Genomic DNA, 25,391 nt, shown 5'->3' on the forward strand with positions numbered 1-25,391 from the left:
TTCACTCTTCAAAAAAATATTGCTAGGCGAACCTATAACCTCCATTATCTTAGGCACACTCAAAAGTAGCATTTTTTATTAATAATTTTTTGTTGTCGTTGTAAAAATAGTGTTAGAACCAACTTGGTCTATTTAATTTTTCTAAAATATTTATAAAGGTAAAATTACAAGATTTCAACAAATTTAAAAAAACCTGTGCAGTAAAAATGCACAGGTTAATTATTTTAAAACTTACCCGAAACTAATAGTATAAATGAGATCGTGAGCGACATCCTTTTTAATTTCAAAATTAAAATTATCCAAAGGCATTTCGATGGATTTTAAAAACTGTATTGGCTTTAAACCATGAGCTACACCTCCATCTATTCTAATAATAAATGATGAACTGTCATTTTTAAATTCAAAATATCTGTAATGTGGTAATTTTTTTTCTTTCTTAATATTAATTTCATAATCATATTCTTCTGAAAGTTTTTCCAAATCTTCTCCGTAATCTTCAATAGATCTGTAATTATGAATAATATAATTAGGTGTTTCATAATTTCTTTGGAAATCGAAATCTGCCAAATGAATTGTAAAATTATCAATCTTAACTTTACCTATTTCTCTAATACTATTTACAAATTGTAAAAGTAAACGCATTGAAAATTCAGATTGGTTGTATTTGTCAAAATAGTCGACTGAAAAACTATGATTTGAAATTTTGTTTATAAGTTCTTCTTTATTGTCAATTCCATCAAACATTATTTTTGCTAAATCTGAACTTTGAAAATTCTGTGGCAAATAAGAAATTTTCGCTTCATAGATATCCGAACTAAAAACTGGTAAATCAATACTATTTAAGTCTAAGATTTCAAAATCTTCTACCTTGTAAAACTTCACTTTAGATGTTTTGATAAGATCATCTTCTAGGTTCTGATAGGCAGAATTCGCTATATAGCCGATGCTTTTGTTATCGTTTAAAACAATAGAAAGATGAACCGGATAATCTAATAGTTTTTGATTTACCCCTTTCTTTAAATTAAAATTATAGGATAATTTGTGAATGGATAATTTTTCCAAATTACCAGTGTAATTTATTTGTCCCTCAATGATTAGATTAATGATAATTCTATTTCTTTTTAATTCTTCTAAATTTATTAATTGATCTACATCCCAATTAAAAATATCATTACTAATATGAATATTGACTTCCTTTACGCCATGATGATAATGATGGCTAATTATTTCATTGTTTAAACTTCCAAGAATATTAGAGATATTGAAATCCTCGTTTTGCAACTCTGTCGGTAATTGATTTGCTTGAGCAAACTCTAACCACTCTACAGCAATTTTTCGATCTAATTCCTCCAAATGCCACTGCGTCGATCTATCAATAAGGCATTTAGTACATGCTTGTTCACACTTGCAATTTTCCAAAATATCATAAGCATGCTTTATAACATCCTTGGTATATAATGAAAACTGTGATGAATAACCAGCTCCACCCTTCGCAGTATCATAGATAAAAATGGTTTGATAGCCATTGTATTGTTTTACGCCAAAACCGAGTTCATTTTCTTCGATTCCTAAAAATTCTGCAAGAGATTTTGTGAATATAACACCTAGGGTATATGTTAGCGTTTTATCATTTAAGCGTTTACCGTTTTTATTTAATAGTCTAATTTCGGTAAAATCCGTTTTGAATCTCGCTCCTAAAATAATATGGTCTTGTACTTTAGCATCACAGTGACTGTCTCCGTCATTATTTTTACCGCCTCGTAAACGAGTGTGTCCTTCTAATTTTTCATTTGAAGTTTCCACTCTTCCACAATTGGTACACAAACTATATCCTTCACCATCGCCCATATTATAAAATAATATTTCAGAATCTTTATCTTGTTCCGTAGATCGTATATCAATTACATTACTTTGGTCATCTTTCCAGGGTTTAATGTTCAGCAACAAAGGTTCAAGATATTGTGGTTTAGATTTTTCGGAAATTACACGCGTCGGAGTTCTGTACAAATCTATTGCAAATCCAACAGGCTCAATAAGTTCGGTATATCTACCACGATGTTCACCTAAATCTACTCCCCTGAAAGAATCTATTGCGTTGCATGAAGGACAAGTATCATCTAATCTATTTTCTTCTCCTACAATTCTTTGAAATCCACAATTTTTGCAACCTTGTACTGCATTTTTCTCACCAGATTGTCCCCAAGTATTTTTCATTATAATCCCAGCAGATTTGTAATTGAGCCCATCAATTAAAATATTATTACCGGGTGCGAATTCTGTAAGTGCGCTACCAACGGGATAACTTGGATTTTCTTTGAATTTGCTATTATTATTTGAATTTTTTATTTCATCAATTGTAGTGTTTTCAAACTCAACAATTCCAGTTGGCAATCCTGCGTTTGGTAAGAAATTATTTTCTGCTAAATAGTTGAGAATATGCTTTTTAAGAAATTGCCCTTTTCGATAACTCACTGCTTTGTAAGCAGGACTATTATCTCCGAAAGCAGCTTCTAACTCAGATAATTTATTATCATACCCTTGATGTAATTTTTGCACATCAATGATTGCTTTCGCAAAATTATCATACACGATTGTTTTTAACTGTTTTACATCTGTATTCTCTAAAGGAGTTCCTTTGATCAAATAAAGCAAGTTTTCTTTGTAGTCATCTATTGGTAAATCTGATAACCAATTCATAAATGCTTGCCCCATATTTGGGGCTGTACCAAAGAAAAAACGTTCAATATTTTCTTTTATGTTTAAACCTCTGTTATCATTATTTCTAATAAATAAGCCAAATAACATTGAGTTTAGATGTCTTTCAACAATATTTTTACTGTCAAACTTCAGAATAGGAGGAGCAATTTTATGTTCTAAGGCCCATTTAGGATTGTTCATAGTTCTTAATCCAATTGGGTTTGGAGCGCAGAAAGTAAGAGCTAATGATTTATTTTCTGATCGACGTCCAGCTCTACCAGCTCTTTGTAAATAATTTGCGGGCATAGGTGGAACATTACTCATTACCACAGCCGATATGCCACCAATATCAACTCCCATCTCCATTGTAGTAGAACAGCTTAATACATTTATTTCTCCGCCTTCAAATTGTTCTTCGAGCTCATCTAACCTCTTCTTTCTTTGTTGAGCAGAGTGTTCTCCAGCTAAATATAATTTTTCAAAATCAAAAATACGTTCGTGGAGATCATTCCACAATCCCTTACTTCTTGCTTCAACGCTATTATCAATAATCCATTGTTCTACGATTTCTTCATCTAATTTTTCGTTTTCACTCGTTAATTGAGAAGGATAAGGATACACGGGAAACTGAATTTCTATTTGAGAATCAATATGATAATTTCTAATATTTTCTTCTGTTAAAGCTCCTTTTATCCAAGGTGTATATCCGCGGAACGTTTTATCTAACAAACGGTTAGTAATTGGGCACAAAAATTCTTTTCCTGCAATTTCTAAGTGAGTATTTTTTACTAAATCTAATTTATAGCCATCACCATCCGCAGTAAGTATTTTTGCAACTAATGTTTTCCATATTCTTTCTAACAATTGATTAAGTTGATCTTCTTTTTGAGTATCAATATCATCTTCTGAATGCCAACCTAATCCTGCACAAATGAGCAAAACCAAACGCGATTGAACTACAGAGTTGGGATTGAATAATTTCCAACTATTTTTTTGTTGTGACGCACTTGAATAAATAAGTTGATGTCTGTAAAACTTAGAGGTAAACTTATGCATACTATCATCAAAAGTAAAATTAAAGAGATATCTAATGGTATAATCAGCTGCAATTTTGAGCAGATCTTTCCATTCAGCAATATTTATTTTTAAAAGACTTGCCTCTTCTGGCAAAACTATATTGTCAAATTCCGGATAAACAACATTCACCAAACCAAGATTTTCTAGCGATCGCTCTCTTCCTAATCTTCTAGCAAATTGATCATATAGTAAACTTTTTGCATAAATTTCATTTTCTAAACTGAAATCTCTACCCTTGGCTGCTTTTATAAACAAAGTTTTAAATCCATTTTCTTCTTTTATTTTGTTTATAAGTTCCTGCCAAGAAGTTCTCGTTTTTTTCAAATCAACTGAATCTTCATTTTCGAGCAATTTTTCTATCTCATTTAATCTATTTTGAATATCCGCTTTTAAGAATGGTGGAGCTTTTTCTAATTCGTTAATTCTATATGCTCTTTCTTCCTTTAATTCAGCATTATTTAGAGATTTATCACCATCGTGAAGTTTATTTATCATGTAATGATAAACCTGATGTCGGATCCAATCTGTCTCAGCATCAATATTTATAAATGCCGCGATTTTTGCAGTTCCTTGTCGACTATCTGTAAAAGAAATATATTTTCTACCATTGTAGAGGGTTTTGGTAGTAGGACTGGAAATTAATTGAGTCTGATCTAATACAATATCAGATAAAATACGATTGGTAAAGGCTGAAGAAATTCTAAAATGTATCGATTTTTCATTACTATTTCCACAATGAGGACACTTACAATCATATATCATAAGTAAATTATTTTTCTCATCAGTGATTTTTCCGTTATCATCAATTCCACACTCTTCATATTCACCATTAACTAACCTTTGTCCCTCTATATTTTTAATAAATCTCACAGTCGATGATGAATTAATTTGGTCTGACTGTTCATCATTTTCGTCATCATCTATCTGAAAAGCTTCATAACCAGTACTTGCTTTCTGAGAGATCAATCTATTCTTCATTTCACCTTCCATCATCATATTGCCGCAACTATTACATGCTATTAGTTCCAGCATAGGAAATCCACATTTACACTTTGTACCTGCTATGGTGGTCATTTTACCTAATGCTTTTTCTGGACGAGAGTAATGTTCATCTTCTGTACATTTTTTATTTGTACAAACATAAACCCCTCCAATTCCTCGTGTGAAAAAATGACCTCGCAATGGTAGTAAATTTTGACCATTAATTTCCTGATCAGCAATACAATCAATTGCCTCCAACTGCTCTGATCTATCCTGTATATTCAAAAATTTTTCACCAATATCTTTGGTTGATAAGCAAGCATTTTTTAGGAGATCTCTTCGTAAATTTATAATTTTAGCAGACGTTAAACTATCCGAAAGAGATGTTATATTTTTATCTTCTATTAGATTATTAACTCGACCTCCCTTGATTACTTCTATTTGATTTTCCGAAATACCACATAAGTTCGACATAAACCTTTTTAAGACACTCGCATCACCATCACCAACCGTTGCAGAAGTTATTGCAAAGCGGACATTCTCTATTTTAACGTCGAAAGCTGAAATTACTCTCCGAATCAATAGTGCCATTTCAGCAGCTTTTGATCCTGTTAATGTATGCGCTTCATCTAATAAAATCCAACGTAATTTACCTCGCGACTTTTCTAGAATTGGCACGTCAGCATTTCTCACCAACATATACTCTAACATTGTTGGATTCGTAAACAGGATTTGCGGCGGATTATTTCTAATCTGCTCTCTTGATATTAATTGAGGCTTAGCTTTTTCTTTTTGATCTGCACTTTTTACTTTATCTTCTGTACTTCCTGTTAATAAACCATAGTTAATACCTCCTATTGCCTTACACCAAGCATGCATCCTTTTTTGTTGACTTGCAATAAGCGCATTTAAAGGATATAAAAAAATCGCATTTATACCCTCTTGATTTTTACTATTTTCATAAATATCATGCAAAACTGGCAACATAAAGCACTCTGTTTTACCAGAGCCAGTTCCTGTAGTAACGGCGATTGATTTTCTAGTATTCAGTAACATTCTCCAACTTTCCAATTGATGTTTATAAGGATGTCTTTCTTTTGGAAATCTAAATTCTGGATTTTTTATTTTATCCAATGATTTAATAAAATTGGATTGAAATACATCTTCTGCATTTTCAAAATTAATAGAAGCTTGCTCCCAAGGAAAAGTTGCCTGAAAAACTGGATCAGACATTATGGGTTCTTTTGATAAAATATTTTTAAAATAATCTTGCATTTCTTTGTCTCCAGTTGCCCAAAGCGAAAGTATAGAATCAGTCAAACGATTCTCGGATTTTGTATAAAATTCTTTGAAGTTCATTGTGTTTTAGTTTTGTGATAAGACTTGTTGTATGATTCTACTATAGAACTCTGGAGCTAAATAATGTGCGTATTGAATATTTCTTCTAATTTGTTCTCTAAAATCGTTACCTCCCCAAATAGGGTATTCATGTTGTAAATCTTTTATAGATTCGGCAACGGCTATCGGAGCATTTATAAGTAAATCGAACGTTCCATAATTATTTTGCGGAATATTATAGTACCCTCTAATTTGGGGTTTCATTTCCGGCAACTCGTTTAAAACGCGTTGTCCAAGTTTTCCTCTAATTTCGTTAATGAAAGGATTATAAATTATATTAGGATTATTTATTTGCTGTCCAAGTAAAAATGGAGAAATAGGAGATAAATCGTTCTCATGCATGTAATTAGATAGTAAGGAAAATACCTTACTAAAATAATCATTACCTACAAATATTATAGCCTCTTCCAAAGCTTTTTCCCAATCATCTCTTTTTATCCAATGGAAACAAAATCCTAAATCTTTCTCTAAATCCGGCACTATTTTTTGAGCATACTCATCAGAGTCTGTTTGATTAATACCAAGATAGAAAAATGCCATCGATGAAACTTCAGAGCTTCTAGAAATAGCTCTTAATTGATCAAATGTAGAAAATGGAAGATTTTGGCTTATACAAATATTAAAGTAGACCAGTACTAGCTTCCATATTTCATCATTAAAATATGAATTTTTTAGTTGATTATGATATCCTTCTATTCTTTCATTTTTATCAATTCCTATAAAATTGACATCCGTATTTACAAAACGCGGCATCAAATGTCGATTTGCTTCATAAGATGAAATGATGATAAACTGCTGTGCGATATTAATATCCGGTAGGATATAAAAATTTTCTTCTTTAGATAATGGAATTAAACTAATTTCTTCGACACAACAATTTAGGGGAACTGCATATAAAATTAGGTCATCTTCAGAATCAAATAAACTACATTTGTTCTCATCTTGTTGATCAACACTTAAAGTGTGGGTAAATCCTTTTAAAAAATATTGTTTTCTCTGATTCCCACTTTGCAGCTCAATAATTACATTATTTTTGTAATTCATTGCATCAGCCAGAAAATAAAGTCGCAAAAGTTCATCTCGATAAGAAATTAAAGGTTGTGAAGCTATCTTTATTTCTTTCGAAATAATTACATCGGGTCTTAAAGCATTTTTAAATTTAATAATTACATTACCGTTTTCTGGACTTAAAATCCTAATACCGTGCAAATGATTGAATGTCAGATGATCATTTTCTGCTATTATATTTCCAGTTCCATCAATTAAGGTCATACCCAAAAATGGTGAAATAAATTCAAAGAATAAACTTTTTGAACTTCCCTTTTTCAAACTTGCATTTACACTTTTGGGTATTTTGTGTCCAGCAAGATTAACTTCAAGATTAAAGAGATTATTATCTTGATTGATGCAAAGTTCATTCGATTCATCAATTTTAAATATAAAGCCGTTATTCAATACTTTAATCTGTGCAGAGTTAATAGTTTGGTTTGCATATTCAATTTTTAAATTTCCAATATTGAAAAAGGTATCAAAAGCTTTAATACCATCTTTTACGATTTTCAAATCAATACAACCAATTGGCAAATTCTGTACATTGTTTAAAAGCTCCCATTCAATTGAAGATCCTCTTGGTTTAATATAAATGTCATAATTATTGTTGACAACAATCTCATTCTTCTCATTATAAAGAATAATCTTAGGTTTTATCTGAACAACTACGATATTAGATTTCAACATCCATTTTGGGTTTTGACTAACGATTGTCCAATCAAAAGATGAAACATTTGTTAAAAAACTTCTTACCTCAGAATTCCATGATAATGCAATTTGATTTTCAAAAACTAACCAATTAACAGTGTTACTTGATAAAATCAAAGTCTCGCATTCTCTATCTGCATTCCAATCTTTGGGAAATAGTACCGCAGCTTTTTGACTACTACTATTATTTCCTTTAACTAAACGCCATTCATCCTCGGAAAAAGGAGCCCATAAACTCGGTTGGGTAAGATCTGGAAGTGTTTGAATAAAATCTTTAATTTCAATTCTTTCATTATTTACAATAACAGAACAATTTGGAAATTGATCATTTTCTGCCCACTCTTGTTTGTACTGACTTCGCCAATCTGTTTTATAATTACCATTTAGCATTTTTCTGAAAACACAAATCAATTCATTATTAATATAAAATTGATACTGCCTTTCTCCAACCGAAAAACCAAAAATATTTTCTAAGAGAGTTTCTGTATAGCTATTTGCAATACCTAAACGAAGATTAATGGTAGGTTTATCTTTTTTTAAATTTAATACCCAATAATTTTGAAGCTTTGATAATCTCTGTCTTCTCTGCAATTGATTTTTTCTAACGCGTAATTCATTAGATATTTCTCTGATTTTTTCGTTAGAGCTTAATAAATCATCATAAGTACTTTCATCATTTAGAATTGATTTTACAATTTCCAGACAGTTTTCAAAGATAATATCATTTCTACTAGAAGGTGGCAGTAAATTGGTAATATGGGTTTGAAATATGAAGTCTTCAATTGTTTCAGGTTGTTCATCTAAAACAGCTAATAGAAAATTCTTGTAATTGCCTTGATTATCAGAAATGTGCTGCAATGGAAGACCACCCTGCAGTAATAAAGTTCTAAAAAACAGAGTATTTTGTTTCTTTATCCATTTTATTCCAAGCATTTCCGCACCAGTTTTTGCTCTATTATAAAACTCTTTATGACTAAAAGCATATGTTGTTTTTCTACCAATAGAGTCAAAAATATTCTCCTTACTAGGTTTTCCACCTTTATAATTTCTCTTCCACCATTCTGCAAAGTAGAGCGTACAATCTTTTGGATCTATCTCACTAATTCTTTGTGCAATTAAAAAAGTTATTTTCAACTGTTCAAACTCAAAGTCAGTTAGTTGATATTTCCACAAAGGTTCCCCTGTGCGATGTTGTAAATTACGAGATGCTAAAATTTTGGAAAACTCATTCATATTCTAAATTTTTTCAAAAATATTCTATATCAATGCAGTATAAATGCACTAGTTGTTTTTTTTCATTAATCCTATAGTTTCTTTTGCATAATGTTCTGCAAAATCATTAATGCAATTTCTTTTTAAAAGCATTAGAAAAGCACTAATCAAGCGCTTTACATCTGATTACCGAAATTTATTACTTGGCATTTATTCTTTTAGTGAGTCTTCCAAAAATACGAAAAGAAAACAAGCAAAAAAAAAGCATATAAAACACCTCTACTCACAATTGGTTTCAAATATATATGTCCGCTATCACTAAAGTGATAAAGTTCACTCTTCCAAAAAATCTTGCTCGTTGAAAACTTCACAAGTAATAAATATAAAAACATATAATTCTTACAAACAATTATTTAAACTAATTTAAAAACATAATTCAACCAACAAAATGTCCAGTTTTTTAATTAAAAAACTGGACATTTCGAAAATCAAAATTAAAATTCATGTAATTACTCACTCTCTCTTTCCGTAGTGTTTTTCGCATCATACCCATCCTTAAACCGCAAAAAATCTTCCGCCTTTTTAGGATTATTCTTAATCCATAACTGCATCAATTTAGTATTTTCACTCAAAGCTTTTACCTCACTTTCATCATATATTTTTTTCCCTTCACCAGCAATTTCATTTAAAATATTTTGGCGAAGTTCACTTTTCGCTTTTATGCTTTCTTTATACCAGTTCGTAGCAAAATTGATAGAAATAACTAAAATCAAAATTCCTAAAATCATCGTTCCCAAGCTGGACCATGTTAAGATTTTCATTTCTTTCATTTTTGAATTTATCTTCTCAAAATCTTCTACTGTTTCTGGCGAAAGAACCGCTTCGATTTTGGTGGGAATATTTTTTAAGAATTCAGTTCTTTTTACAGATTCTAATTCATGAAATTTCATTGCATCTTGATATGTCTCGCCAACCGCTTCAAAATCTAATTGAGTCTGACCCATCATCTTTAAATGATCTTCGAACATAAATCTCAGTTTCACATAAAGTTTAATTTTATCTTCATTTGATTTTATATTCTCTTCGTTTGATTTGATTACTTTTTCTAAAAGTTCGAATCCATCGGTTTTAGATTCTTCAATTTGATTATTGTTTTCCATTTTTATATTTTTTTATCGATTAAATTTTTTCTTCTTTTTCCACCATTCGTCTTCCGCTTGTGAAACATAATTTGGTTTTAGGATGTCTTCAACTGCATCCAAAGCAATTTCTACTATATTTTCATTATTGCTATTGGCAGAAAGTACTGATGATTGTGCGGTGGCATTTATCAATTTTTCAATGATTTGAAAATTACCACCGATTGCAGAAAGAGAAAACCCATCGTATTTATTGTAAAAGAAACCATCTTTCTCCTTACTGGAAGTTGTGGTCGCAACTCTTTTGATCCAGATATCATGAACTTGATTAATTTGATTGTGTCGGAATTCTTTTTTATACTGAACTTTCATCGCCCATCCTTGCCGATACAGATTATCCCGAAGTTCTTTCAAACTTGAAGACGCTTTTAATTCTTGTTTCACAATATTTTTTAAATCAAAAACACTTTTAATCTCCGCTATTTTTAGACTTGATGTTATTTCTGAAAGTTTATAACCCGGTTTGTATTGTCGTTCGGTTTGATGATTGATGTCGCTCTCCAAAATGATTCGCATTCCCGAAATTCCAATCTTTTCATTTTTAGAAAGTTCAGCTAAAAAACCTCTTTTCTTCATTTCTGAAATTAGTTCATCAAAATTATTGCAGCACTTCAAACTCTCAGTAAGATTTTTCAACATTATTGCCTTCTTTTCAATTCCAATCTCAACATCGGTTTTTATATTTCGTTCCTGACAAATTTGGCGGACTGCTTCACCGAATCTTTCACCAACTTTACGCGATTTTACCGTACATTTTCCATTAATGTCCATTCGATTCACAACAAAATGAATATGTTTCTGCCTCGTGCTGTTATGGATGTCCAAGCGGTATTGGTTTTTGTTTGTAACTCCAATCTTCTGCAGTGCTTCAATTGCAATATCTGTTAGTTCTTCATCTGATAATTGCTTTATGATTTCAGTAGGTGGAGAAATAAATCCGGTTAGAGCCCACTTTTTCACTTTTGAATTTCTGTCGGCTACCGTTTTCATTTCTTGGTATTGTTGTTCCGGATTGCTGCTTAAAAGGATATTAGATGCAGCAGCGATTGCCATTCCTTTATCGTTCCCATTATATTCCAGCGCAATTTTAGAGATCATTCTAGTTGTTGCAGAATTGTTCATTGTTTATTTTTTCCGTTGATTTTTGAGTATAAATACTGACGAATGAGTTCAATTATTTCTTCGATCTCTACAATAATTTTCTTTTTATTTGAGAAAACATTCCATTCTCTGTGCCGTAGTAAATTTTTAATCCTTTTAAAATTATTTCCATAATCCAATAAGATTTCATCGGTTTTAAATTCATCAATTTTCAGCACTTTTCCCTGGTAAACCATTCGGGCAAAAGTTGATAATTTCAACTCGACTTTCTCAGCTTTTTTTAACTCAATCTGATATTCACTTTCAGTCATCCTGAAGGAAATTACTCTCGTTAATTGCGGATCAGATTTCATTTTCAAACCACCTTTTCGACCTAAATCTTTAAAGTGATTTTTTCTTTTTTCAGCAATCAATTTTTGCTCATTTTCCTGTGTTGCTTTTTGTATAAATTTTTTAAAAAAATCTTCTTTCATGTTTTAATTTTATTTTGTTTTTTACTGTAAACTGTATTTCTGACGACAGGAAGAAATCAAAAATCCCAGTTTTATAAAAAGCGTGAAACGCTTATTGTAAACAATGGGTACTTTTTGCACTACCATCTAACCATATTTTGACCGTCACCTTTTTACGCAGGTCTTTATAGTTACTTTTATGCTAATACCTCCTTCCTTTTAAAGATTGAAGATTATCTTTTTGTGGGTCATTATGAACCAACCAAACATTCAAATCTTTAAAATCAGAATACAAAACCCTACAATCTTCTGCTTCATTTTTTTCTTTTTTTATGATTTCAACGGCACGATTACCGGCTTCGTCATTATCAAAATAGAGGTCTATTTTTTCATAATTTTCGAGTGAGTTTTTAATCTTATTGATCATCGAAACCGAATTCAAAATCATGTAATCTGAAACTTTATTTTCTAATGATTTTTCGATATTTTTAAAGGAAAGAAAATCAAAAAATCCTTCAAAAATCCGAAGCGATTTTGAATTATTTTTAATGGTAGAAATATCTTTTTTACCCAGGCAGATTTTAGAATATGCGTTCCGACTTTCATATCCATCGGAATCATTTTTAAAGCAGATTCCAAAATATTTTTTGTTGCTCATTTGATAATGAATTTCCTGAATTAGGTGTTTTTGATTTTCAACTTTTCTACTTTTTAAATATTGAATTAATGCAGGATGCTGAATATCTTTCACCTCTAAAATTTCATAAGTTTTGGGAAGATTAAATAATTTCTGATTATTGGTTTGCTGGTGAAAAGAAGAAAAATTCTGATTTTCTGCCCAGTTTAAAACTTCAGATATGGAAGCGTTTAAATATTTTTTCATAAAATCAATATTGTTTCCACCAATTCCTTCTGAAAATAAATACCAATAATTGAGGTTTTTATTAATTTTAAAAGAGGCGTTGATTTCTTTGGAAAACGGATTTATAAACCATGCTTCTTTTTTATTTTGTTTTGTGGGAAAATGTCCGAGTGATTGTAGGATCTCTTCCACAGATATTTTATTAAATTGTGTGCAGTTCATTGCTGTAAAGTTTAGGGGTTGAGTTTTAGGAAAAGTTTGATGAATTGATGAGAAAACGCTGTATCTATGTGTATATCATTAATTTATATAACCATCAAATGCTCATCATCTCATCAAACTTCAATTTATTTGCTCATCAAACACTCATCAAAAATGACGGGTTATAAATTTGATGAGGCTTTTGATGAGTAGTAACTAATTGATTTTCTTTTCATTATCAACTAACTCATCATTTCATCAAATTTTTGAGAAATAAAATTTCTTTCTATAGTAAAATAGCGTCCAAGTTTATTTTGCTGAAAGAAACTTCCTCCATAATCCATGTCGTATTTGATATAAGCCAAGGAATTTTGTTGCGGTTCGAGTTTCCAAATTTCCTTTAATAATTTCCTCACATCATTGATCGTCCAATAACTGCTTTTAAACATTTTATTGAGCATATTCAGAATATCTTGAGGGACAGCATTTATTTCGGGGTCTTCTACACTTTCGAAAAATTCAAACAGTAATTCGATAATTCTGGATTCCAGTTTGTTATTATTTTTCCAGACTAATTTCTGCAATGCAGTTGTCCGAAGTTCCGTGTGATTAAACCACATTCGAGTTTTCTTCTGGCTGTAAAAAGGTCTTTGAATCAAATAGTTTAAGAAGTAAGGTATTTCAGAAGTAAGATCACGCAGAAATTCTGTTCGTTCAGATTTAATCGGTTTAATTTTGAGAATCCAGAAGCGCACTTCATTTTCATCGATCTGAATAAAATTATCTTCATTATTGGAGCAAAGAATAAACTTCGCAAAAAAATCGACTTCTTCCCGGTCCTTTCCTTTCGCTTCTTTTTTATCTTTATCTGTCGTGGAAAGATATTTTAATCGTTCGGTGATCTCTTTTTTATCGAAAAAGACTTCATCGATTGCCACAATTAACATTGATGTCCAATCTGCGTTAAATTGACTTCCAAATGAATCTCCTTTGATGTAAGTCATATTCAATCCGAAAATACATTTGAGCCATTTTATAAATGTCGTTTTTCCGGTAACCCTTTCTTTGCTTACCAAACAAAGTATAGGAAGAATTTGCGTGGGATATAGAAGTAATATTTTTAAATAGTCCAATCCTAATTCTATTTGTTCACCAAAAATATGATGCATAAAATCCAGGGAAAAAGGAATTTTTTCTTTAATTGATTGAAGGTCGGCTTTTTCACTATTTGGTTGAAAAGGCATTTCATTGTACACATTGTAGAATCCTTCAATTACTTGTTGATAATTCAAATGGTTTGGAATACAGCAAAATCCATCAAATTTCGGAACGCTTGAAACGTATGTTTTTCCGTGGTCGCTTATGATTGTTTCTCGATTCCAGCGAACGAGAATTGAGATTTTATCACCAGAAATCAGTGGCTTTTCAATGGTTTTGTAGTAGGAAGTTCCTACTCTTAAATAAGGGATTTCTGTGCTCATAATTTAGATTTTAGATTAAATTCTGCTGAAGTTTTTCTAAAATTCTTTTTGAAATCTGCGGTTGCTTCCAGTTCAATTTCCTGCAAAGTTTTCTTTCTTCCTTTGGAAATCCACTCCAATAGTTCGTCCTCGAAAAAATAAAGTTTCTTCCCATTTTTGTAGCAAGGAATCAATCTTTTCCGCACAAGAGTATAAACGGTAGGTTTGGCCTTTCCAATAATTTGGCAGGCTTCCGTTATATCTATTGGAATTCTTTTTTGAGGAACTTGCTGTGGTTGCTTTACTTCTACCAAAAGTTTTATTATAGCAATTTCGCTGACCAGATGTGCCACGGCTTTTGGCAGATTTTCGAATGAGATTTCATTACTCTCCATAACTGTTGTTTTTGATTGTTATGGTGCAAAGAAAAAAAGTGATTCCTCTGTGATGGTCGTAAACACGCAATCACAGAGAAATCACTTAAAATACACTTCGTTTTGTGATTTTTTATGACTTTTGGTAGTCTGCCAGGTTTTCTTGAATTTTTATAATACCTTTTTTAGGTTCATCTTTCAAATGGGATTTGATACTTTCCAAATCAATATCATCAAGCGAAACGAAAACATTTTTTAATAACTTTGAAACCTCCTCCTGTTTTATGGGTCTGAAATGATGCCAAATATTCCAGCCGAAGTGATAAAGGTCCAGATTTGTTAAGTCTTCTGTAGAAATAGGAATATTATTAAGAATATCTTTTTTTAGTGAATATAAATTTACGGCGTCGCAAAGTGCATCTAGATCTTCATCCTTTAAATATAATGCAAATTGATTTCGAGTATAATCTACAGCGACTTGTAATTTCTCACTTTCAATCTGTTGCTTTTGCTGAAGTTGGGTTTTTCTTATAGACTCAAGATTTACCTTTTGCGCAGTTTGATCCTCAATATTTTCCTTTGAATATTCAATTAACTGATTTGCTGTATTGTCATCAATTATTTTTTTTTGCCCGACTGTAATATGCTCATGACTATTAGTTGGAATAAAATCTAGAGTAGAATTTTTGGAATTATTCTTTTTGCGAAATATTTTTCTGAATCCAACAATTATGACATCAAGAAACAAAATGATAATCGCATAAAATAAAATACTTAATGCTGTAATTGACCAAAATACAATATTTGCGCTATACTCATCACCACCTTTACCAATAAAAGAGATTCTTGCTAACGCTCCCACGACTACACATACCACCAGGACCGAAAGGTAAATAACAATATATTCAAAATATTTCAAATTCATTTTAAAAGTTTTTCAATTGAATTGCTTTTGATGCTGTATTTTTCTTTTCATCAACAACCTTTGCATAAACCTGCGTAGTTTTTACGTTGGTATGTCCTAGCATTTTACTGACGGTGTAAATATCTGTTCCGCTAGAAAGTTGCAAAGTCGCAAAAGTGTGTCTGAAATTATGAAAGGTTATTTTTTTGGTAATTCCTGCACTTTCTATCCATTTTTTAAGTGGTCGGGAAATCCAAGCTGGGTTCGTCAAATTTTCAAACACCAGTTCATTTGGAAGACCAACTTCTCCACATAGTTGTAATGCTTGTTTAGACATCGGCATATATTCAACTCCTTTTGTCTTTTTTTGAGTGAAATTTATTCTGGCTTGATCGTTTTCAATACTTATTTCATTCCACGTCAATTTTTGAATATCGGAATGTCGCAAACCTGTCAATGCAGAAAAAAGTGCCGCTCGTTTTAAAACATCAAGTTCGCATGGTGTTTCAACCAAAGTATTGAGTTCTTCTAACGTTAAATATTCTCTTCTCGATTCTTCATGTGGAATTGATTTTACTTTAGCCGCAATATCAATTGTAAAATAGCCATCGATAAACGCTTCTTTCAGTGCAGCTTTGAAAACAGAAAAATAGGTTGAAGCTGTATTTTGAGAAATTATCGCATCTTTATTGCTACCACTTTTTGCAGTCAACAAATACGATTTGAAATTTTCACAGAATTTTGTGTTAATCTGTGAAAACATAATTTTTTCACCTCCGAAATCTTTTAGAAATTCTATCGAGCGATACCAATTCACCTGAATAGATTCGGAATTGTTTTTATGCCTTTTATTGACAAGCAAATCAAAATATCTTACAAAATTCTCCTGAGATCTTTCTTTTTCCTCCTGCTGGATTATATCAAGTTCGTTATAAAGTTCAATGTTATCGTATTCTCTCTGTCTCAATTTGCGCAATGAATCTGCGTAAAACATTGTCTCGCGGTCATTTTCACTTTTGCAAACGATAATTCCATTATCATCTCTTTTGGGTTTAAACGAAACTGAATTTTGTGTTGTCCGTGCCGGTCTTTTCTTATCGAAATGTACAGTTGTTACACTCCGGTTCAAGTATTCTCGAATTCTCTGGGGATCATTTTTACCTGGAATCATCACGGGGTAACTTTCCAAATAAATGAACCATTCTTTTCGGAACTCGGCTTTTCGCAGTCTTACGGTAACTTTGGTTTTTAATAACTCTTTCATTTTCCGTCAAAAATTTTGTCAATTAAATTTTTAGGTGCGTACACAAAACTTCCAACCTTTTTAGTTGGGATTTTGTTTCTTTTAATGACACTATTTACCGTTCCCGGATCAGCATGGTATTTTGCACTAATTTCTGAAATTGTATAACAGTTACCTACTTCAAAAACTTGTTTTTCCTCAATCTTTTCTTTTTCCGGCGCAATTTTTACCACAGTAAATATTGATTCCAAATCCGACTTACAAACTCGGGTTAATCTTTCACCAAAATTATGTGCTGAAATTCTATTGCTTTTGATTAATCTATAAATTGTATCCTTCGACATTCCAAAAAATATTGCAGCTTCACCTACAGAAAGATAAGGTCGAGTTTGAATTTCCGCAATTTTATTTATTGATTTTTCCAATAAAACTTGTTTAGCTTCTACTTCCTGAACTAGTCTTTTTTGTCTTTTTATAGATTTTTCCGAACAAAGTTTGCTACAAAATCTTGTAGTAACTGTTTTTGCTTCAAATGGTTTCTCACAAAATTCACAAAGTTTTGGTATCCTAAGATTACTAAAGCCCATAATTCCACTATTTTAAAAAAATAAAAATCAAATTAGCCTAAATAAGACATAATAAGAAGCAGATTGTCTGCTATTAAGACGCGGTACAAGTAAGATACAATAATACGATAAAAATCCATTAAAATCAACTATTATTAAAAAATGTTAAAAACAAAAAAATCGCTGTAAACATTACGTTTACAGCGATTTACTACTTAATTTCAATCGATGTTAATCGATGATAATTGCTAATTACTTGACTTCTTCGAAGTCAGCATCCTGAACATCTTCTGTTCCTGCATCTCCTTCTGGACTTCCTTGCGCTTGCTCAGCACCTGGTTGTCCGTTTTGAGCGTACATTTCTTCAGAAGCTGCCATCCAAGCTGCGTCTAAAGCTTCTGTTTTGGTTTTTACGCTGTCCATATCTTTTGCTTCGAAAGCTGTTTTCAATTCTGCGTGTGCAGTTTCGATCGCGGCTTTTTTGTCAGCTGATAATTTCTCGCCAAACTCTTTCAATTGTTTTTCTGTTTGGAAAATCAATCCGTCTGCTTTGTTGAAGATTTCAACTTCTTCTTTTTTCTTAGCATCTGAGGCGGCATTTTCTTCAGCTTCACGTTTCATTTTTGCGATTTCTTCTTCAGAAAGTCCTGAACTCGCTTGGATTTTAATAGACTGCTCTTTTCCGGTTCCTTTATCCTTTGCAGAAACACTCAAGATTCCGTTAGCATCAATATCGAAAGTTACTTCGATCTGAGGAACTCCTCTTTGCGCTGGTGGAATGTCTGACAAGTCAAATCTTCCGATTTCTTTGTTATCATTAAACATTGGTCTTTCTCCTTGTCCTACTCTAATAGAAACTGCAGGCTGATTATCACTTGCTGTTGAGAAAACCTCTGATTTCTTAGTTGGAATGGTTGTATTGGCATCAATTAATTTGGTGAACACAGAACCCATTGTTTCAATTCCTAATGAAAGTGGTGTAACATCTAATAGAAGAACGTCTTTCACATCACCAGTTAAAACTCCCCCTTGAATCGCAGCTCCTAAAGCTACAACCTCATCTGGATTAACTCCTTTTGAAGGTGTTTTTCCGAAGAATTTTTCAACTTGTTCCTGAATGATCGGGATTCTAGTAGAACCACCAACTAAAATTACTTCATCAATATCAGATGTTTGAAGACCTGCATCAGAAAGTGCTTTTTTACAAGGTTCCATAGAACGTCTTACTAAATCTTCAGCCAATTGTTCGAATTTCGCTTTGGTCAAAGTTTTTACTAAGTGTTTTGGACCTGTTGCAGTTGCTGTAATATAAGGAAGGTTAATTTCTGTTTGAGAAGCAGACGACAATTCTATTTTCGCTTTCTCTGCTGCTTCTTTTAATCTTTGCAACGCAATTGGATCACCTTTCAACTCAACACCTTCTGCAGTTTTGAATTCATCTGCCAACCAATTGATAATTACATCATCAAAATCGTCACCACCTAAATGCGTATCTCCATTTGTGGACAATACTTCAAATACACCGTCTCCTAAATCAAGGATCGAAACATCAAAAGTACCACCACCTAAATCATATACTGCGATTTTTTGGTCTTTGTGACTTTTATCTAAACCATAAGCTAAAGCTGCTGCCGTAGGCTCATTGATAATTCTTTCTACTTTTAAACCAGCGATCTCTCCTGCTTCTTTAGTCGCCTGTCTTTGTGCATCATTAAAGTAAGCTGGAACAGTAATTACTGCTCTTGTTACTTCTTGTCCCAAATAATCTTCAGCCGTTTTCTTCATTTTCTGAAGAATCATTGCAGAAATTTCTTGTGGAGTATATTCTCTGTCGTCGATTTTTACTTTTGCAGTATCGTTTGGACCAGCAACTACTTTGTACGGTACTCTGGAAACTTCAGAAGCATCATCTTTAAAGTGAGTTCCGATAAACCTCTTAATAGAGAAAACTGTTTTCGTTGGGTTGGTTACTGCCTGTCTTTTTGCAGGATCACCTACCTTTCTTTCGCCATCTTCTGTAAATGCTACAATTGATGGTGTTGTTCTTTTACCTTCTGCGTTAGGGATAACTACAGGATCTTTACCTTCCATTACCGCAACACATGAATTGGTTGTACCTAAGTCAATTCCAATTATTTTACTCATTTTATTTATTTTTTAATTATTTGCTATTTGCTTGTTGATGATCAACAATTCTCAAGTTTTATACCAAGCACTTTTTTATGACAAATTGACATATTGCCAATCGAATGACCATAAAAAAAGACACCTTAAATCATAAGATGCCTTAATAACTAAAAAATAAATTTTATTTTTTTAGAGTCATAATATACTCTACCATTTTTTTCGCGTTTTCTTTACTCATGCCAGCATGCGGAGTCATTGGGATCTCTCCCCAATTACCTTTCCCACCATCAATAATTTTATTAGCAAGCATATCTAAATCACCTTCTGTGTATTTGTCCGCCACTTCCTGATAAGATGGCCCCACAACTCTTACATCCATTTTATGACAAGTTAGACAGTCAGCACCCTCAATAAGTGCAAGACCTTCATTTTTCCCTGCAGCTGCTGAATCTACAACCTTTGCAACAGGTTCTTCCAACATCACATTAGAGTCCATATTAGGATTAGCTTCTTTTTTACTACATGAAACGACTGCGATTAAAGCGACAATCATTAAATACTTTTTCATTTTTTTAAATTTTATATCTGTTTTATTTTCTGTAGCACAAATTTCACGATAATTATCATACTACGTATATGATTACGGTCATACCGATAATGTGCCAAACTGTAGTACTTTTGAACATACAAAAAAATAAATATTATGAAATCATTAAGAACAATTGCATTTGCAGCACTGGCTTTTACACTATTCTCTTGTGGAGGAGACAAGAAAACAGATTCTATTCCTTCAGGATCAGCAGAAACAACTGCAGCTACTAACAACGAAAGCACTGCTGAAATGGAAGCAACTGCGGCAAAGTATGACCCAAACAGAGGTTTAGGTAAACATGAAAACGTTGATGTATCTAAATTTGATCCAGCAATGGCTGCTGCAGGTAAAAAAGTTGCTGAAGTTAAATGTACTTCTTGCCACAAAACAACCGATGAAAAATTAGTTGGTCCAGGTTGGAAAGGGGTTACTACAAGACAAACACCAGCATGGATCATGAACTTTATTTCTAATCCAGATCCAATGATCGATGTAGATCCAGAATTACAAAAACAATTAGAACTTTGTTTGGTAAGAATGCCAAATCAAGGTCTTAGCGATACTGAAGCTAGAGAGGTTCTCGAATATATGAGAGAGATCGACGGCGCAAAATAATTTCCTCTATGATGAATGGTAAGTCATCATGTATTTACCATTCATCTTTCTTTTTTCTCTCTATTCTGAAAGAAATAATCAAATAATATATGAAAACTTACAAGAAAATTGGACTCGCTGCCTTTGCAGCGGTTAGTATTGTCGCATGTAAACCGAAGGGTACGGAAACAGCTGTTTCGGGTGATGCGGCACAGAAAGTTTACGTTGCTCCAGGCAAACATGATGAAGTAATGAGTTTCGTCAGCGGTGGCTTCAACGGTCAAATTAGTGTGGTTGGATTGCCAAGTGGTAGAACTTTGAAAATCGTTCCTGTATTTTCGGTTCACCCAGAAAATGGATATGGATTCAGTGAAGAAACCAAACCAATGCTCGAAACCTCTCACGGATTTATCCCTTGGGATGACCAACACCACCTTGCTTTGTCGCAAACAAACGGTGAAATTGACGGTAGATATTTATTTGCTAACGCGAATAATACGCCACGTGTTGCAAAAATTGACTTGAAAACTTTCAGAACGACGGAAATCCTTGAGATCCCAAACTCTGCAGGAAATCACTCATCTCCTTTCTTAACAGAAAACACCGAGTATGTTGTTGCAGGTACCCGTTTTGCAGTACCAGTTGATGGCCAAGGTGACGTTCCAATTGAATCTTTCAAAGAAAATTTCAAAGGTTACCTTTCTTTCATCGGAATTGGAAAAGAGGACGGAAAAATGGACATTACCTTCCAGATTGAAGCCCCAGGATTTAATTTTGACCTATCCCATGCAGGTAAAGGAAAATCTCACGGATGGTTTTTCTTCTCTTGCTATAACTCTGAACAGGCTAATACGCTACTTGAAGTAAATGCTTCTCAAAATGAGAAAGATTTTATCATGGCAGTGAACTGGAAGAAAGCTGAAGAATATCTGAAAGCAGGAAAAGCTAAAAAAATGGCGGTAGAATATGCTCACAATACATTTGATGAGTCTACCCAAATGGCGAAATCAGAAATTTTAAAAGAAGTATCCGTACTTTCTGCTAAAGAATTAAAAGACATCTGTTACTTAATTCCTTGTCCAAAATCTCCACACGGCTGTGATGTTGACCCAACAGGTGAGTATATCATTGGATCTGGTAAATTAGCAGCTTTAATTCCTGTATTCAGCTTTGATAAATTAATGAAAGCGATTGAAAAGAAAGATTTCTCTGGTGAATTTGATGGAATTCCAATTCTTAAATATGAATCAGTATTACACGGTGAAGTTCAAAAACCGGGTCTCGGACCACTCCACACAGAATTTGATGGAAAAGGAAATGCTTACACATCCATGTTCGTTTCTTCAGAAGTAGTGAAATGGGACATTAAAACTTGTAAAGTATTAGACAGAACACCTACGTTCTATTCTGTTGGTCACCTTATGGTTGTTGGCGGAGATACTAAAAAACCGTATGGAAAGTATTTAGTAGCTTATAACAAAATTACTAAAGACCGATATTTACCAACTGGACCTGAATTGGCACAATCTGCTCAATTATTTGACATCAGTGGTGATAAAATGAAACTGCTGCTAGATTTCCCAACCATTGGTGAACCGCATTATGCACAAGCAGGACCTGCCGAACTATTCACTAAAAACCAGGTAAAATTCTATAAACTGGCAGAAAACAAACATCCTTATGTAACTCGCGGAGAAGGTGAAAGTAAAGTGGTAAGGGAAGGAAATAAAGTTCACGTTTACATGACTTCTATCCGTTCTCACTTTGCACCAGATAATATAGAGGGAGTAAAAGTTGGTGACGAAGTTTACTTCCACGTAACGAATCTAGAACAGGACTGGGATGTTCCACATGGATTTGCAGTGAAAGGCGCACAAAACGCCGAACTCTTAATTATGCCAGGTGAAACAAGCACCCTTAAGTGGGTTCCAGTGAAACCAGGAATGTATCCAATGTACTGTACCGACTTCTGTTCTGCACTGCACCAGGAAATGCAGGGATATGTACGAGTATCTCCCGCAGGTAGCAATACCCCACTTATATATTCTTTGAATAATAAGAAAGACAACGCACAGAGCCCAGTGAAAGAAGGTGAAACAAAGTAAAGTTTATAACTAAAAGGGCAGTTTCACTGCCCTTTTTTCATTTAATGAGATAAATCATTTTGTAATCATAAACACATTGATTCTTCAATAAATGAACGAACTTTACTAAAGAGAAATCATTTACGATCATCACCTCAAATTAAAAAAATGAAAACACAAAACTTAAACAAATGGACTAAAGTCCTGCTTATCATTTTAGGCATAGGCCTGGTTACCGCGATTTTTGTACCCATCTGGTCCATCTATCTGAATGCGCCACAATATCCCGAAGGTCTAGCCATGTTCATCCACTCCAATAAAATTAGTGGTGAATTTCAGATCATCAATGGACTGAATCATTATATTGGAATGAAAGAAATTCATGCAGATGAATTCTGGGAGTTTAAAGTCTTACCTTACGCTCTCGCCTTTTTTGCCGCACTTTGCTTCTTAGCGACATTTTTAAACAGTCGAAAAATTCTCTACGCTTTGACGGGGATCTTCTTAACTTTTGGAGTTGGATTCGTATTTGATTTTTGGAGATGGCTATACGACTACGGACATAATCTAAACCCCCATGCGGCGATTATCGTACCGGGAATGTCTTATCAACCACCCCTACTTGGCTACAAACAATTATTAAATTTTGAAGTATGGTCTTATCCTAATATTGGCGGTGGGATCATGATAGGAGCTGGCGTTATTTTGATTATCTTAGCCTTTGTAGAATTTAGAATCGCTAAAAAAGCAATTTAAAACGTCAACATTCAATAAAACAAAATTAAAATTATGAAGTTATTTAGAAACTCAATTATTGCGGCTAGTATGATAACCTTAGTTGCTTGTGCAGAAAAAGGTCCTCAAGAAATTTCAGTCGGTAAAGACCAATGTGATAATTGCAAAATGACCATTTCTGAACCTAAGTATGCTACCCAATTATTAACAGAAAAAGGCAGACTTTATAAATTTGATGACATCAGCTGTCTTCAGGACTATGAGATTTCTAATGCAGAAACGACGGTTAATGCTAAAACTTACGTTGCCGATTTTCCCACAGGAGATTTTTTTGAAACAAATACTGCGACTTTAATTAAAGGAGGCGAAATTAAAAGTCCAATGGGCGGAAATACGCAAGCATTTAAAGATAAATCTACCGCTGAAAAAGCTGCCGCTTCATTGGGAGCTACTCTTGTCACAAAATAAATAGCTGCAAACTTGTAATTTTTTCCAATTACGGTTAGTATGAAATATGAAAAACACCATCACTTTCTTTTTACTTTTGTTTTTACCGGTTTTAGCATTCTCAGCTACTTTGAAAGTCGGTAAAGGTGAGCAGTTTACTTCCATAAAATTAGCTGTCGCCGCCGCAAAGAGCGGCGATACCATTTTGGTGTATAAAGGACTTTACAAAGAAGGAACGATAGATCTTGAAAAATCCTTGACCTTAATCGGAATTGACAGGCCCATTATCGACGGTAACCTTGAGGGTGAAATTATCACTCTGCGAGCAGATCACATCGTTTTAAAAGGTTTTAAATTAATAAACAGCGGAAGAGATGAAATCCGAAGTGTGGCCGCGATACACATTTATAGCAGTGCAGATTCCGTAATTGATAATAATATTTTGGAAAATAATCATTTCGGAATTTACGTTCAAAGAGGAATACGCTGCCTAATAAGCAACAACAAGATCACCACCAACCGCGGAACCTCAGAAGAAAACATTGGTGACGGGATTCATCTTTTAGGAAGCAGGGAGATCTGGGTGAAAAACAACTATATCACAGGACACAAAGATGGGATCTATCTTGAAAAGAATGTGAAGTGTTACGTTTATCATAACCTTTCGCGCGCTAATCTTCGATATGGTTTACACTTTATGTTCTCAAACGACAGTGTTTACACTTCCAATGTTTTTGATAATAACGGTGCCGGAGTTGCGGTCATGTACGCTATGAACGTGAGTATGTACAATAATAAATTCATTAATAACTGGGGAGACAGTGTTTTCGGTCTTTTATTAAAAGAAATTTCTTACAGTAAGATCAAAGGCAATGTATTCCAAAGCAACACAACCGGAATTTTTGCAGATGGTGCCACCAAAATTGATTTTTATAATAATCAGTTTGAAGATAATGGCTGGGCGATAAAAATAAATTCTAACTGCATGGAAAATCGGGTGATGAGAAATGATTTTATTAATAATACTTTTGACATTAGTACTAACGGGTCCACGGTAATGAATGATTTTAGATTGAATTACTGGGACAAATATGAAGGATATGATCTGAACAAAGATAAAATAGGAGATATTCCTTTTCATCCACTTAGTTTATATTCTGTTTTGGTAGAACAAAACCCATCCGTCATGTTATTATTTAGAAGTTTCCTTGTTGACATGCTCGATAGGACAGAGAAAATATTACCAAGCCTTACCCCAGAAAGTTTTGTTGATGATCAACCATTAATGAAACCCGTAAATTATAAAACAGATTCGTAATAATCGAAT

The 25,391-nt window shown here is 33.1% G+C and carries 18 protein-coding genes; 5 read left to right on the forward strand and 13 right to left on the reverse strand.

Annotation, left to right across the window (positions count from 1 at the left end; all coding sequences use genetic code 11):
- Positions 1–231 precede the first annotated feature (231 nt).
- The 13 genes from FNJ88_RS03215 to FNJ88_RS03275 form a co-directional block, all read right to left on the reverse strand.
- On the reverse strand, positions 232–6,114 hold the full coding sequence (locus FNJ88_RS03215) for a DEAD/DEAH box helicase (RefSeq protein WP_143851710.1): 5,883 nt from the start codon (positions 6,112–6,114) through the stop codon (positions 232–234).
- Positions 6,115–6,120: 6 nt separating this feature from the next.
- Positions 6,121–9,144, reverse strand: a complete 3,024-nt coding sequence (locus FNJ88_RS03220) for a hypothetical protein (RefSeq protein WP_143851711.1) — start codon at positions 9,142–9,144, stop codon at positions 6,121–6,123.
- A gap of 488 nt (positions 9,145–9,632) precedes the next feature.
- Entirely contained in the window at positions 9,633–10,283 is a 651-nt protein-coding gene (locus tag FNJ88_RS03225; RefSeq protein WP_143851712.1) for a hypothetical protein, read from the reverse strand.
- A 12-nt stretch (positions 10,284–10,295) separates the two neighbouring features.
- Positions 10,296–11,444 (reverse strand): relaxase/mobilization nuclease domain-containing protein, encoded by a 1,149-nt coding sequence (locus FNJ88_RS03230; protein WP_143851713.1) that lies wholly within the window; start codon positions 11,442–11,444, stop codon positions 10,296–10,298.
- Positions 11,441–11,896, reverse strand: coding sequence for a plasmid mobilization protein (locus FNJ88_RS03235; RefSeq protein ID WP_143851714.1), 456 nt, complete (start codon positions 11,894–11,896; stop codon positions 11,441–11,443). The genes FNJ88_RS03230 and FNJ88_RS03235 overlap by 4 nt, the downstream gene beginning before the upstream one ends.
- Before the next feature lie 181 nt (positions 11,897–12,077).
- Positions 12,078–12,959, reverse strand: coding sequence for a toprim domain-containing protein (locus FNJ88_RS03240; protein ID WP_143851715.1), 882 nt, complete (start codon positions 12,957–12,959; stop codon positions 12,078–12,080).
- A 221-nt stretch (positions 12,960–13,180) separates the two neighbouring features.
- Positions 13,181–14,419: a primase-helicase family protein gene (locus tag FNJ88_RS03245; RefSeq protein ID WP_143851716.1), complete on the reverse strand. Its 1,239-nt coding sequence runs from the start codon at positions 14,417–14,419 to the stop codon at positions 13,181–13,183.
- Positions 14,416–14,793, reverse strand: coding sequence for a helix-turn-helix domain-containing protein (locus FNJ88_RS03250; RefSeq protein WP_143851717.1), 378 nt, complete (start codon positions 14,791–14,793; stop codon positions 14,416–14,418). The genes FNJ88_RS03245 and FNJ88_RS03250 overlap by 4 nt, the downstream gene beginning before the upstream one ends.
- A 112-nt stretch (positions 14,794–14,905) precedes the next feature.
- The gene (locus FNJ88_RS03255) at positions 14,906–15,697 is read right to left on the reverse strand and encodes a hypothetical protein (RefSeq protein WP_143851718.1); all 792 of its coding nucleotides are present in this window, start codon (positions 15,695–15,697) and stop codon (positions 14,906–14,908) included.
- 1 nt (position 15,698) lies between these two features.
- Entirely contained in the window at positions 15,699–16,940 is a 1,242-nt protein-coding gene (locus tag FNJ88_RS03260) for a site-specific integrase (RefSeq protein WP_143851719.1), read from the reverse strand.
- Positions 16,937–17,506 carry a helix-turn-helix domain-containing protein gene (locus FNJ88_RS03265; RefSeq protein ID WP_143851720.1) on the reverse strand — a complete coding sequence of 190 codons (570 nt, stop codon included), beginning with the start codon at positions 17,504–17,506 and terminating at the stop codon, positions 16,937–16,939. Before FNJ88_RS03265 ends, FNJ88_RS03260 begins: the two co-directional genes overlap by 4 nt.
- Positions 17,507–17,737: 231 nt before the next feature.
- Entirely contained in the window at positions 17,738–19,630 is a 1,893-nt protein-coding gene (gene dnaK / locus FNJ88_RS03270; RefSeq protein ID WP_143851721.1) for a molecular chaperone DnaK, read from the reverse strand.
- Positions 19,631–19,793: 163 nt separating this feature from the next.
- Positions 19,794–20,180, reverse strand: a complete 387-nt coding sequence (locus FNJ88_RS03275; protein ID WP_143851722.1) for a c-type cytochrome — start codon at positions 20,178–20,180, stop codon at positions 19,794–19,796.
- Positions 20,181–20,315: 135 nt separating this feature from the next.
- Here FNJ88_RS03275 and FNJ88_RS03280 point away from each other — a divergent pair, with 135 nt between their 5' ends.
- The 5 genes from FNJ88_RS03280 to FNJ88_RS03300 all read left to right on the forward strand — a co-directional run bounded on the left by FNJ88_RS03280 (position 20,316) and on the right by FNJ88_RS03300 (position 25,382).
- Entirely contained in the window at positions 20,316–20,819 is a 504-nt protein-coding gene (locus tag FNJ88_RS03280) for a c-type cytochrome (RefSeq protein ID WP_143851723.1), read from the forward strand.
- 89 nt (positions 20,820–20,908) lie between these two features.
- Positions 20,909–22,903, forward strand: a complete 1,995-nt coding sequence (nosZ, locus tag FNJ88_RS03285) for a Sec-dependent nitrous-oxide reductase (RefSeq protein WP_143851724.1) — start codon at positions 20,909–20,911, stop codon at positions 22,901–22,903.
- A 147-nt stretch (positions 22,904–23,050) separates the two neighbouring features.
- On the forward strand, positions 23,051–23,638 hold the full coding sequence (locus FNJ88_RS03290; RefSeq protein ID WP_143851725.1) for a hypothetical protein: 588 nt from the start codon (positions 23,051–23,053) through the stop codon (positions 23,636–23,638).
- 33 nt (positions 23,639–23,671) lie between these two features.
- Entirely contained in the window at positions 23,672–24,085 is a 414-nt protein-coding gene (locus FNJ88_RS03295; RefSeq protein ID WP_143851726.1) for a nitrous oxide reductase accessory protein NosL, read from the forward strand.
- Between the two features lie 46 nt (positions 24,086–24,131).
- Entirely contained in the window at positions 24,132–25,382 is a 1,251-nt protein-coding gene (locus FNJ88_RS03300) for a nitrous oxide reductase family maturation protein NosD (RefSeq protein ID WP_143851727.1), read from the forward strand.
- The last annotated feature ends 9 nt before the right edge of the window (positions 25,383–25,391 follow it).

The organism is Chryseobacterium sp. SNU WT5, assembly GCF_007362475.1.
In the GTDB taxonomy this organism is placed as follows: Bacteria; Bacteroidota; Bacteroidia; order Flavobacteriales; family Weeksellaceae; genus Kaistella.

Coding starts and splice junctions, on each gene's coding strand:
- FNJ88_RS03275 (WP_143851722.1), bottom strand. CDS start 20,180: ATGAAAAAGTATTTAATGATTGTCGCTTTAATCGCAGTCGTTTCATGT.
- FNJ88_RS03215 (WP_143851710.1), bottom strand. CDS start 6,114: ATGAACTTCAAAGAATTTTATACAAAATCCGAGAATCGTTTGACTGAT.
- FNJ88_RS03265 (WP_143851720.1), bottom strand. CDS start 17,506: ATGGGCTTTAGTAATCTTAGGATACCAAAACTTTGTGAATTTTGTGAG.
- FNJ88_RS03230 (WP_143851713.1), bottom strand. CDS start 11,444: ATGAACAATTCTGCAACAACTAGAATGATCTCTAAAATTGCGCTGGAA.
- FNJ88_RS03245 (WP_143851716.1), bottom strand. CDS start 14,419: ATGAGCACAGAAATCCCTTATTTAAGAGTAGGAACTTCCTACTACAAA.
- FNJ88_RS03260 (WP_143851719.1), bottom strand. CDS start 16,940: ATGAAAGAGTTATTAAAAACCAAAGTTACCGTAAGACTGCGAAAAGCC.
- FNJ88_RS03300 (WP_143851727.1), top strand. CDS start 24,132: ATGAAAAACACCATCACTTTCTTTTTACTTTTGTTTTTACCGGTTTTA.
- FNJ88_RS03235 (WP_143851714.1), bottom strand. CDS start 11,896: ATGAAAGAAGATTTTTTTAAAAAATTTATACAAAAAGCAACACAGGAA.
- FNJ88_RS03240 (WP_143851715.1), bottom strand. CDS start 12,959: ATGAACTGCACACAATTTAATAAAATATCTGTGGAAGAGATCCTACAA.
- dnaK (WP_143851721.1), bottom strand. CDS start 19,630: ATGAGTAAAATAATTGGAATTGACTTAGGTACAACCAATTCATGTGTT.
- nosZ (WP_143851724.1), top strand. CDS start 20,909: ATGAAAACTTACAAGAAAATTGGACTCGCTGCCTTTGCAGCGGTTAGT.
- FNJ88_RS03295 (WP_143851726.1), top strand. CDS start 23,672: ATGAAGTTATTTAGAAACTCAATTATTGCGGCTAGTATGATAACCTTA.
- FNJ88_RS03280 (WP_143851723.1), top strand. CDS start 20,316: ATGAAATCATTAAGAACAATTGCATTTGCAGCACTGGCTTTTACACTA.
- FNJ88_RS03225 (WP_143851712.1), bottom strand. CDS start 10,283: ATGGAAAACAATAATCAAATTGAAGAATCTAAAACCGATGGATTCGAA.
- FNJ88_RS03250 (WP_143851717.1), bottom strand. CDS start 14,793: ATGGAGAGTAATGAAATCTCATTCGAAAATCTGCCAAAAGCCGTGGCA.
- FNJ88_RS03220 (WP_143851711.1), bottom strand. CDS start 9,144: ATGAATGAGTTTTCCAAAATTTTAGCATCTCGTAATTTACAACATCGC.
- FNJ88_RS03290 (WP_143851725.1), top strand. CDS start 23,051: ATGAAAACACAAAACTTAAACAAATGGACTAAAGTCCTGCTTATCATT.
- FNJ88_RS03255 (WP_143851718.1), bottom strand. CDS start 15,697: ATGAATTTGAAATATTTTGAATATATTGTTATTTACCTTTCGGTCCTG.